Here is a 17815-nt window from a genome sequence, read left to right as displayed (position 1 = left end):
AGAAATAGTATAATTAGTAAGATAGAATTTTATTTGAGGTGATACGAAAATGGCTTTTGATGGTTTATTTATTCATAGTTTACTCACTAGTCTCTCTCCTACTTTAGAAAAGGGAAAGTTAACTAAGATTTACCAACCTTTTGAGCAAGATTTAATCTTAAATTTTAGAAAAGATAGACTAAATAAGAAACTTTTAATTTCGGCAAATGCTCAAACTCCACGTTTTTATTTAACTACTGAAACAATCGTTAATCCTGACGTTGCACCAACTTTTGTAATGGTATTACGCAAATACTTGGAAGGCTCAATTTTACAAAAAATTGAACAAGTTGGAGTTGAGCGCATAGTAAATTTTTATTTTTCCAACCGTAATGAACTAGGCGATGAAATGCAATTAATTCTATCAGTTGAATTGATGGGACGACATAGCAATGTAATTCTTTATAATGCAACTGATAATAAAATTATTGACCTTTTGAAAAGAATTAACCCTGATGAAAATAGAGCGCGCTTATTATTACCTCATGCCAAGTACGAATTGCCTCCACTAACTGAGGGTATAAACGGGTTAAAGCTTACTGAAGAAGAATTTAATCAGCTTAAGCAAACTTACCCTGAACCAATTGATCTCGCTAAACGTTTTAACGGTTTAGATGGAGATGACCGCAAAGAATTTACTGGTTATCTTGAAGATGATTATTCTTATTCTTCGTTAAAAACATTTTTTGACCAGTTTGATCATCCGAAGGGTTACGTCTTTCAAACACAGAAACATAAGGATCGTTTTTTCATTTATCTTCCCTATCATTTAGATCTTCAACTTATTTCCTCTAATACCAATGTGAATGAGGCTTTGGAAGATTTTTACCAAGAACAAGCAAAACGGGAATGGGTCCGTCAAAAAGCAAAACGTATTGAAAATATTGTTTCTAATGAAAGAAAAAAATTAGAAAAGAAAATAATTAAACTCAATCAAGAGTTAGATCGAGCTGAAAATTCAGAAAGTTACCGCATTAAAGGAGAACTATTAAATACTTATCTTCATCAAGTCAAACCAGGTATGCAAGAAATCACCTTGCCTAATTACTATGAAAATAATAAAGACTTAAAGATTAAATTAGATGTTGCTCTCTCACCTGCTCGAAATGCTCAAAAATACTTTACCCGGTATCAAAAACTACGTAATTCGATTAAGCATATAAATGAGCAATTAAGAATTACGAAAGAGAATTTAGATTATTTTGATTCAATTCAAACAGCAATTGATAATGCAGATCCCCAAGATATTGATGCCATCATTGATGAGTTGACTAACCAAGGTTATTTAAAGCAGCAAACCTCTCATCGTCGTAAAAAGAAGATAACGGAAAAATCACTCAATACATTTAAACTAAGTGATGGTAAAACAGTTTTAGTTGGTAAAAATAATTATCAAAATGACTGGTTAACTCTTAAAAAGGCTGATAAAAAGGATTATTGGTTCCATGTTAAAAATATTCCAGGGTCTCATGTCATTCTCCAGTCTGATAATCCCAGTGAAACAGATATTAGAGAGGCAGCAGAAATTGCAGCTTACTATTCTAAGGCTAAACATTCTGCTCATGTCCCGGTTGACTACATTCAAGTTAAACGAATTAAAAAGCCTAACGGTGCTAAACCAGGCTTTGTAATTTATACAGGACAAAAATCTATTCAAGTAACACCTGATGAAGAAACAATTTTGAAAAAAAGAATAAAATAAAAATAACCTAGCTATCGATAAGATAGCTAGGTTATTTAGTTTACATAATAAAATTATTGTTAACTTAAAAATTACAAAGGTTGTGTTGACATCGCCATTGTTTCTAATACCAATACTATATCTTCGATAGATTGCATGGTAGAAAAGACAGGAATATGAGTGCTCAAGGCAGCATCCTGAATTAATATTGCATCATGACTTGCTGAATCGGAAAGATCCTTAACATTGATTACCATATTAATTTTATGCTGCACAATTTTTTCAAGTAAACTCTGATTTCCTTCTTGAATTTTGGCACTAATACCAGTTGTAATTCCCTCTTCGGCTAAGGTGGTCGCGGTTCCTTCAGTAGCTAAAAGATTAAAGCCTAACTTATGCAAGCGTCTTGCCAATTTAATGGCTTTCTCCTTATCTTGATCACGTACTGAAATAAAGACAGTACCATAAGAAGGAATAATTAAATCACTTGCTTCATATCCTTTATATAGTGCTGTGGGAAGCGTTTTTGCACTTCCAATGACACTTCCTGATGTTTTCATTTTTGAATCGAAAGTATTTTCACTTTGATATCGAAGTAAAGAGAAAACAGGCATTTTGATATGAATTAACGAACTATCTGTTGACCAACTGTCTTCTTGGAGATTAAGTTCACTTAATGTTTTTCCTAGTAAAAGTTCAGTGCCATATTTCACAATGTTTGTATGTAAAGATTTACTTAAAAAGGCAACGTTATGACCTGCATAAGTTTTAGCCTGAAGTAAATAAAGCTCATCATCTTTAAATAAAAAGTGTAAATTAATTGGCCCTTTTAGATGTAATTTATGAGCAATCGTGAGAGCTGCATCTTTTAATCGCCGCTCCCTGTGAGGAGTTAAATTTTGTGGCTTAAAGACAGCAATTGAATCAGAAGCATGCGAACCAGTTTGTTCAAAATGTTCGATTATTCCAGGGATTGTCACTTTATTACCATCTGAAAGAGCTGTAACCTCATACTTCTCGCCTTCAATAAATTTAGAAATTGAAATTTGGTCTAATTCGTTTTCTGATATATAACGTTTTAAAGCCGGTAAATCAAAAACTACAGCAGATTTACTCTTTTTATGATTATTTATTCCCCCAATTAATACTGGAAAATGAAACTTATCGGCGAAATCAAGAATTTCTTTTTCATTTTTGCTCAATAAGAATGGTACATGCTTAAAGTTTTTAGCTTCAAAAAGTGTAGTAAATGGTTGATGTAACATTTCAGAAAGATTTTCTTGACCCAAAATTTGAATGTTATGATCTAATAAACGCTGCCGATATTGATTTACCTGTTTCCCTGAAAATTGTGTAAGTACACAATGGATATTTTCTTTTCTTGCAATTGCTAAAATGTTTTCTAATGTGATCGGGTCAAAGTAAATACGGTCACAGACATCATACGAATTTGAAATACATTCAGGATTATTGGACAAGATAATCGGACTAATACCATTTTCTTTTAAAGTTTTTGCCGCATGATAAAGCATGTAATCAAATTCTTCATTTTGAGAAACTTGAAATGGTTTTAAACCTAAAATAAGACATTTATTTTGCGTATCAATAGCTTCGATTTCATTTTGCACATCATACGCTGAGTAGACAGCATTAACTTTAGGGGATTCAATACCAGCTGTACCATCAATTTCCAAATAGGACGGATAAATTTTATTTTCTTCAAGGAGCGCAGTGATTTCTTTTTCAGTTTTATCTGTTAGAGATGCAATAAGCTTATTAGAAAAACCATTTTTCTTAACTTTAAGTAATAAATGGGGAGTTAATTCTTCTTCCTTCAGTTCCTTAATTAAGATCACAATATGAGTAAATTTTTGAAGAAAAATCGGATGGATGTGAAGATTATCATGGATTGTCTGATAATCTATGTCATTAGCGATTGCTGCAAGTAAAGTAATCAAATGACTTTCTTGTGGATGATTTAAATCTAATAATATTTTCTCTCTATCTTTTTCGAATTCCTTTTGCCAAACTCGTTTATTATTTGAAAAATTCGTAGATGCATGAATAGCTTTTAAAAATGCTGTTTCAAAATTGCGACCAATTCCTAAAGCCGCTCCTCCTGAAGTTTCTTGTGTTCCAAGGTGATAATGATTATAGCCAGATTCAACAAAAGACCAGAATGGTAATTTAACGCCAATAGCATCTTTTACCGGTTCAATAACCGCGTTTAACTTTGACTGCGGGTCGATCACTTCATTTAAATTATAACCTAAGGCAACTTTGGCATTTATATAACCAATACTGTAAATGCCAGTTCGGTATCCTAATAAAGTCGTTTCAGTTAAACGAGGTTTAACCATTAGAATCTTATAAAGAAAGTTATCTTCTTCTTGTTTAACAGCAAAATGAACAACTAAAGTACCATGGAGATGCAGTAGTTTGGCTATTTTTTTCACTGCATTACGTAATTTCTGAATTTGGTTATTATTTCTGGTTAAGATAGGACTAACTAATAACGAGTCGTTGGCTGTGATACCAACTGGTTCCATACTTCCCATATTATTAAAGAAATTATAATTACCATGATTATCACGAATTACATTAAAAATTAATTCTTCCCAAGAAGAAAGATCTTCATTTAGGAGGTAATTATGCCAGTCAAAATGCTCTTGCTTTTGTTCATTTTCAAAATATTGTTTAACATCGGCAAAGCTATTTAAACTATGATGCTGATCAGGTCGATACTTCTGTTTCTTTGTTAAGAGCAAAGGATAGTGCGCAGATGCCAATTTCTCAATCGTATCTGCATCATTATCTAACATCCACTGATTAGCAACGGGTAAGTTATTGACCTCTAAAAAGTCGTGTAAAGTTTTATGATCTTGGATTTTCAAACTTAATTTATTAACATTAAGCAATTCAATATCCATCTCATCAATAATTCCATCACGAACAAGTTGATTGGTTAATTTAAGTGCTGGTTTGCCACCATAGACTGGAAGAAGAGCATTTGGCTTTTCCATCCGGATAATTCTTTTTAGAAAAGTTATAGTTAGTGGCTCCAGGTATACTTTTACATTTTTATGCGGATCAGTTTCAATAGTTGCAGGATTTGGGTTTACTAAAACTACTTGAATATTCTCTTCAACTAAGGCATCTAGCGCTTGTTCAATTAGAATATCCATATCCATTACTTCTCCAACCACCCTTGGACCTGCTCCGATAATCAGCACTTTATTAATTTCTTTATGTAGTGGCATTCTATTACTCCATCATCTCTATAAATCGATCATAAATTACAGTCGCATCAAAATTTCCTGGAGATCCTTCAGGATTAAAAGCAGCCGTTAAGATCTTGTTTTTATTATCAACAAAACCTGCAACAAGATTAGATTTAATGTCATAAAATAATTCGCTTAAGGATAAGGATATGCTATTAGGATCAACAAGTTTTCCTAAATTAATAGCTGATTGGTAAATATTATTGGTATTTGAAGCAATAATTGGATAATTACTCCCATTGTATGCTGGAATTAAGTCAATTAAATCAAAATCTAGATACCTACTAATTAATAAAAAGCCCAGACCAATTCCTAAGATTGGTAATTTTCCATAAAAATTATCTAATAATGGTTTTAAGATATTTTCTAATTCTTTGGGATCATTAGGCCCATTTGAAAGAACAATTGCATCCGGTCTGATATTGGTAATGTCATAAATGGAAGCATTATATGGCAAGACTACACTATTTATTTTTCGTAATGAAAGTGAACGCAATAAAGAATGTTTTAAACCAAGATCAATGACGGCAACTGTCTTCCCCACATTCGGTGCTGCGTATGCATGTGTTGTAGAAACTTGTGCAGTTTGATTCTTAGGTAGAACTAATGCTTTGATTTGATCAAAAGCATGATCATCGTCTGTATCCATCAAGGAAGCTTTGATTGCTCTCTTTTTTTTCAATTTTTTAACGATTGCTCTAGTATCTATTCCATAGATTGCAGGAATTCTTTTCTCCTTTAGAAATTGATCGAGGTCTTGAAAGCTTGCACTAGCTGAAATATGTCGTGCAATATCATTTACAATGATTCCGCGAACACTGGGATCGATTGATTCATAATCGATTGGATTAATTCCACTACCACCAATCATGGGAGTAGTAAAAGTTAAAATTTTACCGAAATTAGCAGGATCTGAGATTGCTTCTTGATAACCAAAATTAGAAGTTTGAATTGCTAATTCGCCAGTAGAAGTAGTGGTAGCGCCAAACGGATGGCCACTAAAAGCTGACCCATCTTCTAAAATTAAATAGCGTTTCATGTTACCTCCTCAAGCTACGTAATTTTTCAAGTTGCTGCTGAAAAATTAAGGGTATTGGTGCTGAAAATTCAAGCCATTGATGACTTGTGGGCTGTTCAAAACCTAGAGTTGCAGCATGGAGAAATTGTCCTTTTCCTTTAAGTGTTTTCTTAGGACCATACAAAGGATCACCAGCTAAAGGATGTCCAATGTACTTCATATGAACCCTAATTTGGTGAGTCCTACCAGTTTCAAGCACACACTTAACTAAAGAATAGCCCTTAAACTGTTCCAAAACTTCAAAATGAGTTCGCGCAGGCTTACCCTTAGGATTAACAGCCATTTGTTTACGATTATTAGGATTTCTCCCAATAGGAGCATCAATTACTCCGGCCGTATTATCAAAGTTTCCATGAACTATTGCTAAATACTCTCGCTTATTAGTTTTACTTGCCAGTTGTTGTTCTAAACTTAAACGTGCTTGATCATTCTTAGCTACCATTAACAAACCAGACGTATCTTTATCGATGCGATGGACAATTCCCGGGCGAAATCCCTCAGGACTTTGGGCTAATTTCTTTGTGTGATACAGCAGTCCATTTACTAAAGTATGATCTGGATGCCCTGCTGCTGGATGAACCACCATTCCTTGGGGTTTATTAACTACAATAACATCTTGATCTTCATAAACTATTTCCAGGTTTAAATCTTCAGGTTCAAGACTTAATGGCTCTTTAGGCGGAACGGTAATAAGAATTCTATCACCAAGGGTGACCTTATAAGATCCCTTAACTTCTTTGTTATTTACTAAAACATGCTTTTTAGCAATGAGATCTTGTACTTGGGTTCTACTTAGAGTATCTATTTTGCTTGAAATAAATTTATCTAAACGTCCCTTTTCATCTTCTACGGTTAATTCATATTCTTTATTCACTTGTACCAGTTTCCTTTTTATCTTTACCTTCTATAAATAATAAATAGATAAAAATCAAAATTATTCCAATGGTAATACAGCTGTCAGCAATATTGAAAATATTAAAATTAATAAAATCAAGCTGGATCATATCAACTACGTAATGTAGTCTCAATCTATCAATAAAGTTTCCAACTATTCCACCTAAAACTAAAGCCAAACCCACATTAAAAGTTTTACTTTTATAATTTGGATTTAACAAATAATAAAGCGTTACGATAATGGCGACAATTGAAATTATATAAAACAAGATCATTTGTCCTGGAAAAATATTCCATGCAGCTCCATTATTTCTTAGATAGTAAAAAGATATTAAATGCGGAATAAATGACTTACTTTCGCCAAGATGAAAATTGCTAACAATATAAAATTTTAAGGCTTGATCAGCAATTACTGCTAAAAGTGAAATTAAGAGATAAAAAATCTTTTTAGAGTTTTTCATTAAAATAGGCCAGAAATCTTACCATTGTTATCAACATCAATATCAAGGGCCGCAGGATGTTTTGGTAGTCCCGGCATATCTAAAATATGACCTGTAGCTACAACAACAAAGTTAGCTCCATTCTTAAGGGCCAAATCTTTTACATGCAAAGTAAAGCCGGTCGGTGCTCCTAATTGCTTTTTATCATCAGTAAATGAAGCTTGAGTTTTCGCAATAATTACGGGCAACTTATCTTTACCCATTGCCTTAATTTCCTTTAATTGTTCTTCAGCTTTATCTGAATATTCAATTTCAGCAGCACCATAAATATTTTTAGCAATCTTTTCAATTTTTACTTTGAGATCATCATCGTCTTCATAAATAGAGTGATAATTGCCACCCTTATCAGCTAATTCAGCTAATTTTTGGGCAGCTTCTACTCCACCCTTAGAACCATCATCATGGTAAGATACTACTTCACAAGTAAAGCCTTCATTTTCAATTAGTTCCTTTAGCTTAGCTAATTCAGCTGGAGTATCAGTATCAAATTGATTAATTAAAACCATTACAGGAAGCCCATACTTAGCCATATTCTTCATATGACGATCAAGGTTAGCAAATCCCTTTTCTAGCGCATCTAAATTTTCATTAGCTAAATTCTCAGTTGATTTTTCAGCTTGATATTTTAAGGCACGTACTGTGGCTACAACTGCTACTGCATCTGGCTTTTTAGCAAGATTCTTGGAAACAAAGTCCATGAACTTTTGTCCACCTAAATCGGCACCAAATCCCGCTTCAGTTAAAACGTAGTCACCTAAGTGAAGCGCCAAATTAGTTGCCATCACAGAATTAGCACCATGAGCAATATTAGCAAATGGTCCTCCATGAACTAAAGCTGGGGTGTGCTCTAAAGTTTGAACAAGATTTGGTTTTAAAGCAGTTGATAGTAAAGCAGCAATTGCACCTTGGAAGCCAAGATCTTTAACAAAAATTGGTTCATCGTCAGTTGAAAAACCAACTAACATATTTCCAATTCTTCTCTTCAAATCGTTAATATCAGTTGCTAAACATAAAATAGCCATTAATTCATTAGCTACAGTAATAGCAAAGCTAGCTTCATGCTCAATTCCATTAAATTTAGATCCTTGACCGATAGTAACCTTTCTCAAAGTTCTATCATTTACGTCAATTCCGCGTTTAAGTAAAAGACGCTCCGGATCAAGTTTAAGACTGTTATCTTGATAAATATAGTTATCAACTAAAGCTGCTAAAGTATCGATTGCACTAGTAAGTGCATGCATATCACCAGTAAAGTGAAGGTTAATATCTTCCATAGGGATAATTTGAGCATAACCACCGCCTGTGGCTCCACCCTTTAGTCCAAAAACAGGCCCCATAGATGGTTCTCTAAGCGCAATCATCGTATTTTTCTTTAATTGATTACTAAATGCATCTCCAAGACCAATAGTAATAGTAGACTTTCCTTCGCCTGCAGGGGTTGGAGAGATTGAAGTGACTAAAATTAATTTACCCAATTTATCATTTTGCATTACGCGATTAATTGCTGGCCAAGAAATCTTAGCCTTATCTTTACCATAAAGTTCAATATCATCAGAACTTAAATTTACTTTTTCTGCGATTTCAGTAATAGGTAATGCGTTAGTTTTTTGTGCTATTTTAATATCAGATTCCATTGGATAACTCCTTTTTTCTATTAAATTCAATAACATAATATTTTTGATACTTATCATTAATTTTGAGTGTACGGATAAAATGCCATTGGAAAATTATTTGTGGTTTAGAAATCTTAGATTTTTTACGATACGGTAACTTAAATTCAAATTCTTCTGACTTAACCCGCTTTGTATATGAGAAAAACCAAGTATAAATCAGTAAAATGACAAAAAGTGAACATAATATCAAACTTGGTAAACTAATAGTTTTATTACTCTCGTAGGCAAAACTAACGCCCACAAAAATAACTACAAGTAACCATGAATAATAAATAATGCCTGGTGCACCCAAAAAGATAAAATGCCGCTTCATTAGAATTTAGGTCCCCTCCTACTTACAAATCTCTTGCTTATTATAACAGATAATAAAAAAATTATTTTATTTTACCAGGTTTTTAAGCTAAAATAACTATAATTTAAAGATAGTTAAACAGATATACTAATTAAGAAACATGGAGATATTTAATGGCAAAAATTGGTGTTATTACTGACAGCGCTGCTTATTTAACTGACGAACAAGTAAAAAAATATAATATCGATGTTATTCCAATCTCACTTATTTGGGATAATAAAGTTTATCACGATATGATTGATATTGGTTATCATGAATTTTATCAGAGACTTGCCAGTCAAAAGAGCCTGCCAACCACTTCTCAACCTTCAATTGGTGAAATTCAAGCACATATAGATAAATTCATTGATGAAGGCTATACAGATTTAATTATCATTCCTCTCTCTAGTGGAATTTCTAGTACTTATAGCAATATTACTACAATCGCCAAAAATGAAGATCGGATTAAAATTCATGCCTTTGATTCTAAAGTAACCTGCGCTGGTCAAGCAGATCTAGTCATTTTAGCGGCTCGTTTAATTCAAGCGGGTGCTTCGCTCGATTTAATTATACATGATTTAAGTGATCTCAGAAAAACCATTGGCGTAAGGTTTATGGTTGATGATTTAAAGCATCTAAAACGTACTGGTCGCCTCTCAAATGCGGCAAGTTTTGTGGGTAGCTTGTTACATATTAAACCGATCTTAACCATGGATGTACAAAAAGAAGGTAAAATTATTGCTTCGGGTAAGGAACGTCAATATAAAAGAGCAGTCAAGCGAATTCAAACTGATTTTGCCCAAATAATTAATCAGCTTCCCTACCCGGTTCAGTTAACTATTTTTGATGCGGATTCTGATCAACGTGCCCGTGAATGGAATGAGAACTATACTTCTGCCTTCCCAGAAGTTAAAATTAATCATAGTATTATTGGGCCTGTTGTAGGTGTTCATGTCGGCCAAGATACGATTGCTATCATCTGGTGTCGAGATTTAGATTCCTACTTTACTTCTGATGGAACTCCCCTTGCTGCTGATCAAATTAATTCTCCCTCATTGTAATAGAAAGCAAAAAATAGACCTTAGAGTTTTAAAACTCTAAGGTCTATTTTTTTAAGCTTTAGTAAAACGGTCACCAACTAAATGACGGTAGTAATTGGCACGAGTCACACCAAAATATGGACGCAACCATAAAAAGCCAATTCCTAAAGTAATGATTGATAGAACAAACCAGCCAATAAAACTTAAATCTAAACAAAATAATTGCCATTTATGGCCTTTCATAATTTCACGACTTAAATTGATCGCTTCCGTTGGTTCTACTTCTTTACCAGTATCAGTTAAATCTTTTACGATATATGGTGCCATTGAATAAGCATAACCTTTGATAATTCCAGGAACAATTAAGAGTAGGCTCCATAGAAATACAAAAATACCAGTCATAAAACTAGTTAAAAATGTTGGTAAAATTCTTTTACTTGTTATAGCTGATAAAGCACCAGTTGCTACATTTCCAGTTTCCTTCGTGTCTACTAATCTTAAAAAGGTATAGAAAATACTATAACCTATCATTGCTGCAACTAATAAACTTAAAACAACCGTAGTTTGGGTTGAAACTGAAAGTTCTATCTTGTCAATATCAAGGCCCTCAAAATTAAGAATTTTAGTCAAATCGTCCAAGCCATGTACTGTACTTGTACTAGTTGCGCTTCCAAGCATACCAGCAAAAATACTATTTACTAAGGCTATGGCTACCCCCCAACCCCAATGACCACTTAATAATGATCGAGCTTCACTTTTTAATTCAGAAAATTTCATTTTTTCCTCCTAAATTTAGATATCTTTTAAATTATATCAATCTCAAGGAAAAAGATAAATGTGAATTTAACGTTGATTTGCCCAGTATTGGTAATAATCAGTTCTTAAGTTACCATTAAAGAATTTTCTCTTCTTAGTAGCTTTTTCGCCAAAATATTTCTCAAAATTTGGATCAGAGGTCAAATAATATTGGCTAAATGAAGTTAATGGGCGCAGTGTTTGTCCCATTTCTTCATAAATTTTTTCTGCAGCTTCGCGATCTTTCAATCTTTTACCATATGGCGGATTGGCAATAATCACACCATTTTCTAGATCCGTTGCAAAATCCTTCACAGCTACTTGCTTAAAGCGAATATCCTGTAAAACGCCAGCATTATGCGCATTAACTTTAGCTATTTCTAAAATAGACTGATCAATATCACTAGCCATAATTGGTGCATGTTCTTTTTTCTCCTTAGTTTTAGCTTCTGCAACCAATTCTGGATGAAGTTCCTTATTAAACCAATCAAAATTATCAAAAGCAAATTCTCTGTTTAAACCAGGTGCAACATTTTTAGCAATTAATGCAGCTTCAATTGGAATTGTTCCAGATCCCGTCATCGGATCAATGAATGGATGTGAGCCATCAAAAGGAGTAAGCTCAATTAACCCTGCTGCAAAGTTTTCTTTTAATGGCGCACCACCATGTTCAACACGATAACCACGCTTAAAGAGACTTGGACCTGTTGTATCTAAACTTAAACGAACCCGATCTTTATAGATATGAACATCCAATGGATATTCACTCCCCGTTTCGGGTAAAAAACCACGTCGATGATACTGATCAGTCATCTTATTAACAATAGCTTTTTTAACAATTGACTGTACATCTGGTTCTGAATGTAATTTACTTTTGACACTTCTCCCCTTTACTGGGAATTTTGCATCAACTGGTAAAAGCATTGCCCAATCATAATCATAAGTTTCATCATATAATTGCTCAAAAGATGTCGCCTTAAATTCTTTTAAAAGAATTTTTACACGATCTGCTGCACGAAGCCATAAATTAGTGCGAACTATATCCGCCTGATCTCCTTCAAAAAATACGCGTCCATCTTCAGTTTTAGTTTCGTAACCTAAATTTTGTAATTCTTTGGCAACGATACTTTCAAATCCAGCACCCATTGTTGCATATAGTTTATACTTACTCATATTTTTCACTTTTTTCTATTTTTCAGTTATCTGTTACTTTATTCGACAAAAAAAGGTTGAGCAAAAGCTCAACCGACCAACAAGTTTCTATAAGCCACGTTTTGTTCCAATAGTCTTGATCAATGACTATTTTCAGCAACCATCTATCTTCATTATATGATCTTATCTTTAGTTCAATTCCATAGATAAGACGCCCCTACCAAATTTGGGTTGCTCGCTTGCAGGGTTTACCTCGTTCCACCAATAGTGTTTCCACTATTGCTCCGTCACTGTGGCACTTTTAAGGATATTCACACATGTCTAACTGATTTAGTGTTTTCTCCGCCGTGATTTCAGATGAAATCCCCCAGCTTATTGGGCTGAGTACAATCACTACGAGCATCGCAGCTCGTGCGAGCGTGGACTTTCCTCAGCTAACATAAGTTAACCGCGATTGCTCAAAACTTGCATTAACTATTATATCATATTAATTTGCTTGGTAAGTACGATCTTGTGCATTCATTCTTTGTTCTAAATTATATACTTTTCTTTCTAACGTAGAAATTCGCTGAATCATAGCCACGTTCGTAGTTTCACTTTCCACCGGTTCAGATGAAGTTGAACTAGGTTCATAACTTTGAAGGTGGGATGGCTGATAAGTTTTGACGTCATCCTCATTACCTACACTTACTGCTTGATTTTGGTTAAGTTGACTTTCTAGCTGGTTTACTTTTTCATTTAAGCCTGCAATTATTTTGGCAAAAACTTCATAATCACTAATAATCTGGTCAAGATAGGTATCAACTTCTTCTTGATCATATCCTTTCATTTTTACTTTAAATTGTTTCTTTAAAATATCATTTGGTGAAAGACGAATATCATTTAAATCCATTGTGTTAATTCCTTCAATTCATAAATTTGATGTTTTTAAGTTCTTAATAAAATATTTGCTAAAGTACTAGCTATTAAAAGTATAGAATATTAATTAAGTCCATTCAATTTAGATAAACATCCTTAATGATATTTAAAGAAACTTTATTTAAAAATCAGAATGTAAACTCTCTTCATATTCTTCTGCCAGATCCTGTAAATCATAAAAATCTAATAAGGTTAATTGATAAGCATGGTTATCTTGAAATTTTTTGATTAAATCATAATCGTATTTAGTTTTTCCCGGATGCTCAGGATCGTATATTAATAAAGCTTCATCAGTATGTTGCAACATAAAATTTTGGTAGTTTCTCAATTGACCAGGATTCTGATAAGGAGAATTAGAAGTTGCACCAAAAAAATCAACTTTATCTTTTAGTTTATTAAAAGCAAGTTGATTATTTTCATTCCAGCGTTTACTAAAATCTAAATATGGACTGATCATTGAAACATGGACCGAATAATCACTTCTTAAGGACACACCTTCCTCCAGTGCCCATTGCTCTACTCCTAGATTTGGACCAGAAATTATCCAATCTAAATCAGCTGATTCAAGTTTTTGCAAAAAATACTTTCTTAAAGCATATTTAATTACCTCTATCTTCTTATCCTTTTGATTAAAAATTCCTAATTCATAACTACGATATCCTGAAACCCAAAGTCTTTTCATTGTTTTTTTACCTATTCATTTATTATTTATTAATTTGTTATAATGCTAGCAGGAGTATAATTTATGGTCAAATATCCAACTGGTAGTTTAACTAACTACAATGCAGATCACACTGATCTTCTAAAATTAAATAAACATTATCATAAGAAAAATATTATTTTCTCTGATCGTGGAATGTCCTTAGAACAGCAAATTAACGAGTCAAATAAGTATTATTTAACTCAAAATATTGCTGTCGTTCACAAGAAACCCACGCCTATTCAGATCGTAAAGGTTGACTATCCAAAAAGATCACGCGCAGTTATCAAAGAAGCCTATTTTAGACAAGCTTCAACAACAGATTATAACGGTGTATATAAGGGACGCTATCTGGATTTTGAAGCAAAAGAGACAAGAAATAGGACAGCTTTTCCGTTAAAGAATTTTCATGAACATCAAATTACGCATTTAGACCAATGCTTGCAGCAGAATGGGATCTGCTTTACTATTATTAGATTTGTTTCTTTAAATAAATATTTTATTACTCCAGCAAGCTTTATTATTAAAGCCTGGAATGATAAGGCAAAAAAATCGCTTACCCTTAAAGAAATTGAACATAATTCTTATGAAATTAAAAGTGGTTTTAGGCCTACGCTACCGTATTTAGATATCGTTGATAAATTTATCCAAGATGGGAAATAAAAATGGAAAATAAAGACTTAAATCAAAATCATCCATCATCACGAATGGAAAACTATCACCATAAACAAGGTCCACAACAAAAAAGAATTTGGCTTCAAGTTCTAAAGTGGGTATGTGTGACCGCATTATTAATAATTGTAGCTGGTGTGGGACTGTTCGCTTTTTATGCCAAAGATGCACCTAGCATCTCACGAGCTCAACTAGAGAGCGGCGGCAGTTCATCACTCTATACCACTGATGGCAAATTTTTACTATCACTTGGTTCAGAAAAACGAACCTATGTTACAAATAGTAAAATTCCACAACAGTTAAAAGATGCAGTAGTTTCAGTAGAAGACAAACGCTTTTACCATGAAGGACTTGGTCTAGATCCAATTAGAATTATTGGTTCAGTTTTGGTAAATGCTAAGTCGAATAGTGTTGCCGCAGGGGGGGTCTACTTTAACTCAACAACTCGTTAAATTATCTGTATTTTCTACTGCCGCTTCACAGAGAACCCTCAAAAGAAAAGCCCAGGAAGCTTGGCTTTCAATGAAAGTTGAACGAGAATATTCAAAAGATCAAATTCTCGAATTCTACATCAACAAGGTTTACATGAATTACGGAAATTATGGCATGGGAACAGCTGCTAACTATTATTACGGGAAAAATCTCGATCAATTAGATCTAGCACAAATTGCTTTAATTGCTGGAATGCCAAATGCCCCAGTTACCTATGATCCATATTTACACCCAGATGCCGCTAAGTATCGTCGTGATGTTGTGCTTAAATCTATGCTACAGAACAAAAAAATTAGTCAAAGCCAATATGACCAAGCAAAAGCAGAGCCCATAACTCAAGGGTTAGTTCCTCAGAAAAATTCAACTAATTCAGATTTGAGAAAAGTTGACGACCCTTACATTAAAGAAGTACTTGAAGAAGTTAAAGATAAAGGCTTTAACCCCTACGATAATCTTAAAATTACCGTTAATATTGACCAAAAAGCTCAACAAAAACTTTACGATCTTGCTAATAATGGTCAGGTTCCGTTTACCAACGATAAAATGCAAGTTGGAGCTACAATAGTAGACCCCTCAAATGGACATGTCATTGCTATTATTGGTGGAAGAAAACTACCGAGCGTTCAATTAGGCTTGAATCGAGCAGTCCAAACTGGTCGATCGACCGGTTCAACCATTAAGCCAATTCTAGATTATGGTCCTGCAATTGAATATCTAAATTGGGGTACTTCTCATATGGTTGATGACACCAAATATATCTATCCTGGAACTAATATCCAGTTACATGATTGGGATAATACTTATATGGGCAAGATTACTATGCGTCAAGCACTAGAACAATCTCGTAACGTACCTGCTGTTAAAACATTAGATAAGGTAGGTATTGGGCGGGCTTCCCTATTTGCTAGAAATATGGGTGTTAATGTGCCCTCTGATTCTGGTCTTTCAATCGGAATTGGTGCAAATGCCTCTTCTCTCCAATTGGCCGGAGCTTACGGGGCTTTTGCTAATAACGGAACTTATTACAAACCTCAGTTTGTTTCAAAAATTGAAACTCCTGACGGCCTTTCACGCAACTATGATAGTTCAGGAAAACGTGTGATGAAAACTTCAACTGCCTACATTATGACTGATATGCTTAAAGGCGTATTTACTCACGGTTCTGGTACTGCCGCAAAGGCTGGCGATTTATATGAAGCTGGTAAAACTGGAACGGTAAAATATTCTGATGATGATTTAGTTAAATATCCGCAGTATGCTAACTCACCAAAAGATGCTTGGTTTGCTGGTTACACTCGTGCTTACTCAATGGCCATCTGGACGGGATATGATAATTTAAAGGATGGTACTCCCTCAGGGGTTGGTGAAACTTCAGCTCAGGTATTATATAAATACATGATGGAATATTTAATGAAGAATAAGGAAAATAAGAATTGGAAACAACCAAGTACTGTCGTTAAACGTAGAATCGTGAACGGTACTGAAAAAAAGGTAGCCTCACCTACTTCAACCAACTACTCATGGCAGTTATTTGTTAAAGGTCATGCTCCAAGTAATCCATACAAGGATGATAATGAAGATGATGAAGAAATAGATAGTCACTTTGACACTTATTCTAGTGATGACCATGATGAAAGCTCTGCAGAGTCAAATTCCTCAAGTAATTCTTCAAGTGATGATATAAAAATATCTGAGCCAGATGATGATACAAGTAAGGAAAAGGATTCTAATTCATCCTCTAGTGCGGATTTTGATTCAAGCTCAATTACTAGTTCCAGCAATGCTAATAACTCAACTGGACAAACCCAAAATAATACTAATAACAATACAAACGGCAACAGTAATTCTTCGTCAACTACCAATAATTCTAATACCCATTAGACTAAAAAGAGTGTCTCAATATTGAGACACTCTTTTTGGTTCAAAATTATTTATTTTCTGGTGGTAAAAAATCATAAGGATTTTTATCTTTAGTTCTAGCAGGCATCGTATAACGCCCAAATAAAATCATTGCATGATGAGCTCTGATCCAGTCCCCTTTGGGTAATAATTCTTGTAGGCGCAAGCTAATTTCATGTGGGCTCGCTTTTGCTCCTACTATTTTAAATCGCTTAGATATTCGTGATACATGCGTATCGACTGCGATTGCTGGTACACCAAATCCTTCTGCTAAAACTACATTGGCAGTTTTTTCACCTACGCCTGGTAAAGCCATCAATTCCTTTTTATTATTTGGTACTTTACCATGATATTTACTTGAAATAATTTGAGCAGTTTCTTTTAAATGTTTTGCTTTGGTATGAAAAAGCCCAATTTTTTTGATATCTTCTTCGATATCTTTTAATTCTGCTTTTGCCATTGCAAAACTATCGGGATAATCTGAAAATAACTTTGGTGTAACCGAATTTACCATTTTATCAGTAGTTTGTGCACTGATCATTACTGCACATACTAAATGAAAATGTGTGTCCCAATTAAGTTCTCCTTTTGCATCAGGATAAAGAGATAGAATTCGATATAGCACCTTACGAGCTTCCTCATCAGTTAATAATTGTTCTTTACTTTCCAT

The 17815-nt window shown here is 33.8% G+C and carries 14 protein-coding genes, 1 other RNA gene and 1 pseudogene; 4 read left to right on the top strand and 12 right to left on the bottom strand.

All coding sequences use genetic code 11. The features are described from left to right. Positions 1 to 49: 49 nt before the first annotated feature. Positions 50 to 1741 carry an Rqc2 family fibronectin-binding protein gene (locus tag FP432_RS02090; RefSeq protein ID WP_265489213.1) on the top strand — a complete coding sequence of 564 codons (1692 nt, stop codon included), beginning with the start codon at positions 50 to 52 and terminating at the stop codon, positions 1739 to 1741. 71 nt (positions 1742 to 1812) lie between these two features. Here the strand turns inward: FP432_RS02090 and FP432_RS02085 are convergent, their stop codons facing one another. The 6 genes from FP432_RS02085 to FP432_RS02060 are packed head-to-tail and all read right to left on the bottom strand — an operon-like array spanning position 1813 to position 9459. After that, positions 1813 to 4980, bottom strand: a complete 3168-nt coding sequence (locus FP432_RS02085; protein ID WP_265489212.1) for a carbamoyl phosphate synthase large subunit — start codon at positions 4978 to 4980, stop codon at positions 1813 to 1815. 4 nt (positions 4981 to 4984) lie between these two features. Beyond that, complete coding sequence (locus FP432_RS02080) at positions 4985 to 6040, bottom strand: carbamoyl phosphate synthase small subunit (RefSeq protein ID WP_265489211.1); 1056 nt, start codon at positions 6038 to 6040, stop codon at positions 4985 to 4987. Between the two features lies 1 nt (position 6041). Continuing rightward, complete coding sequence (locus FP432_RS02075; protein ID WP_265489210.1) at positions 6042 to 6953, bottom strand: RluA family pseudouridine synthase; 912 nt, start codon at positions 6951 to 6953, stop codon at positions 6042 to 6044. Then, positions 6946 to 7434, bottom strand: coding sequence for a signal peptidase II (gene lspA / locus FP432_RS02070; RefSeq protein ID WP_265489209.1), 489 nt, complete (start codon positions 7432 to 7434; stop codon positions 6946 to 6948). Before lspA ends, FP432_RS02075 begins: the two co-directional genes overlap by 8 nt. Next, complete coding sequence (locus FP432_RS02065) at positions 7434 to 9107, bottom strand: formate--tetrahydrofolate ligase (protein ID WP_265489208.1); 1674 nt, start codon at positions 9105 to 9107, stop codon at positions 7434 to 7436. Before FP432_RS02065 ends, lspA begins: the two co-directional genes overlap by 1 nt. After that, positions 9097 to 9459, bottom strand: coding sequence for a hypothetical protein (locus tag FP432_RS02060; protein ID WP_265489207.1), 363 nt, complete (start codon positions 9457 to 9459; stop codon positions 9097 to 9099). The genes FP432_RS02065 and FP432_RS02060 overlap by 11 nt, the downstream gene beginning before the upstream one ends. Before the next feature lie 152 nt (positions 9460 to 9611). On the opposite strand from FP432_RS02060, the gene FP432_RS02055 reads away from it, so the two are divergent. Beyond that, positions 9612 to 10538 (top strand): DegV family protein, encoded by a 927-nt coding sequence (locus tag FP432_RS02055; protein WP_265489206.1) that lies wholly within the window; start codon positions 9612 to 9614, stop codon positions 10536 to 10538. A 51-nt stretch (positions 10539 to 10589) separates the two neighbouring features. Here the strand turns inward: FP432_RS02055 and FP432_RS02050 are convergent, their stop codons facing one another. The 5 genes from FP432_RS02050 to FP432_RS02030 form a co-directional block, all read right to left on the bottom strand. Next, positions 10590 to 11294 (bottom strand): DUF975 family protein, encoded by a 705-nt coding sequence (locus FP432_RS02050; protein ID WP_265489205.1) that lies wholly within the window; start codon positions 11292 to 11294, stop codon positions 10590 to 10592. Between the two features lie 66 nt (positions 11295 to 11360). Continuing rightward, on the bottom strand, positions 11361 to 12485 hold the full coding sequence (locus tag FP432_RS02045) for a THUMP domain-containing class I SAM-dependent RNA methyltransferase (protein WP_265489204.1): 1125 nt from the start codon (positions 12483 to 12485) through the stop codon (positions 11361 to 11363). Between the two features lie 85 nt (positions 12486 to 12570). Further along, positions 12571 to 12930, bottom strand: an RNA gene (gene rnpB / locus FP432_RS02040) — RNase P RNA component class B. Positions 12931 to 12951: 21 nt separating this feature from the next. Then, positions 12952 to 13356 carry a DivIVA domain-containing protein gene (locus FP432_RS02035; protein ID WP_265489203.1) on the bottom strand — a complete coding sequence of 135 codons (405 nt, stop codon included), beginning with the start codon at positions 13354 to 13356 and terminating at the stop codon, positions 12952 to 12954. A gap of 147 nt (positions 13357 to 13503) precedes the next feature. Next, on the bottom strand, positions 13504 to 14064 hold the full coding sequence (locus FP432_RS02030) for a DUF1273 domain-containing protein (RefSeq protein ID WP_265489202.1): 561 nt from the start codon (positions 14062 to 14064) through the stop codon (positions 13504 to 13506). Positions 14065 to 14127: 63 nt separating this feature from the next. On the opposite strand from FP432_RS02030, the gene recU reads away from it, so the two are divergent. Beyond that, positions 14128 to 14745, top strand: coding sequence for a Holliday junction resolvase RecU (gene recU / locus FP432_RS02025; RefSeq protein ID WP_265489201.1), 618 nt, complete (start codon positions 14128 to 14130; stop codon positions 14743 to 14745). Between the two features lie 2 nt (positions 14746 to 14747). Further along, positions 14748 to 17127: pseudogene (locus FP432_RS02020) on the top strand (PBP1A family penicillin-binding protein). A 46-nt stretch (positions 17128 to 17173) separates the two neighbouring features. On the opposite strand, the gene nth reads toward FP432_RS02020, so the two are convergent. Next, positions 17174 to 17815, bottom strand: coding sequence for an endonuclease III (gene nth / locus FP432_RS02015; protein ID WP_265489200.1), 642 nt, complete (start codon positions 17813 to 17815; stop codon positions 17174 to 17176).

It is taken from the genome of Lactobacillus sp. PV034, assembly GCF_014522305.1.
Classification (GTDB): Bacteria; Bacillota; Bacilli; order Lactobacillales; family Lactobacillaceae; genus Lactobacillus.
This window is presented reverse-complemented; position numbering and strand designations above follow the sequence as displayed.

What these genes read in the sequence shown, in the direction of transcription:
- FP432_RS02090 (WP_265489213.1), top strand. Translation starts at nt 50, where the DNA reads ATGGCTTTTGATGGTTTATTTATTCATAGTTTACTCACTAGTCTCTCT.
- FP432_RS02085 (WP_265489212.1), bottom strand. Translation starts at nt 4,980, where the DNA reads ATGCCACTACATAAAGAAATTAATAAAGTGCTGATTATCGGAGCAGGT.
- FP432_RS02080 (WP_265489211.1), bottom strand. Translation starts at nt 6,040, where the DNA reads ATGAAACGCTATTTAATTTTAGAAGATGGGTCAGCTTTTAGTGGCCAT.
- lspA (WP_265489209.1), bottom strand. Translation starts at nt 7,434, where the DNA reads ATGAAAAACTCTAAAAAGATTTTTTATCTCTTAATTTCACTTTTAGCA.
- FP432_RS02065 (WP_265489208.1), bottom strand. Translation starts at nt 9,107, where the DNA reads ATGGAATCTGATATTAAAATAGCACAAAAAACTAACGCATTACCTATT.
- FP432_RS02060 (WP_265489207.1), bottom strand. Translation starts at nt 9,459, where the DNA reads ATGAAGCGGCATTTTATCTTTTTGGGTGCACCAGGCATTATTTATTAT.
- FP432_RS02055 (WP_265489206.1), top strand. Translation starts at nt 9,612, where the DNA reads ATGGCAAAAATTGGTGTTATTACTGACAGCGCTGCTTATTTAACTGAC.
- FP432_RS02050 (WP_265489205.1), bottom strand. Translation starts at nt 11,294, where the DNA reads ATGAAATTTTCTGAATTAAAAAGTGAAGCTCGATCATTATTAAGTGGT.
- FP432_RS02045 (WP_265489204.1), bottom strand. Translation starts at nt 12,485, where the DNA reads ATGAGTAAGTATAAACTATATGCAACAATGGGTGCTGGATTTGAAAGT.
- FP432_RS02035 (WP_265489203.1), bottom strand. Translation starts at nt 13,356, where the DNA reads ATGGATTTAAATGATATTCGTCTTTCACCAAATGATATTTTAAAGAAA.
- FP432_RS02030 (WP_265489202.1), bottom strand. Translation starts at nt 14,064, where the DNA reads ATGAAAAGACTTTGGGTTTCAGGATATCGTAGTTATGAATTAGGAATT.
- recU (WP_265489201.1), top strand. Translation starts at nt 14,128, where the DNA reads ATGGTCAAATATCCAACTGGTAGTTTAACTAACTACAATGCAGATCAC.
- nth (WP_265489200.1), bottom strand. Translation starts at nt 17,815, where the DNA reads ATGGAAAGTAAAGAACAATTATTAACTGATGAGGAAGCTCGTAAGGTG.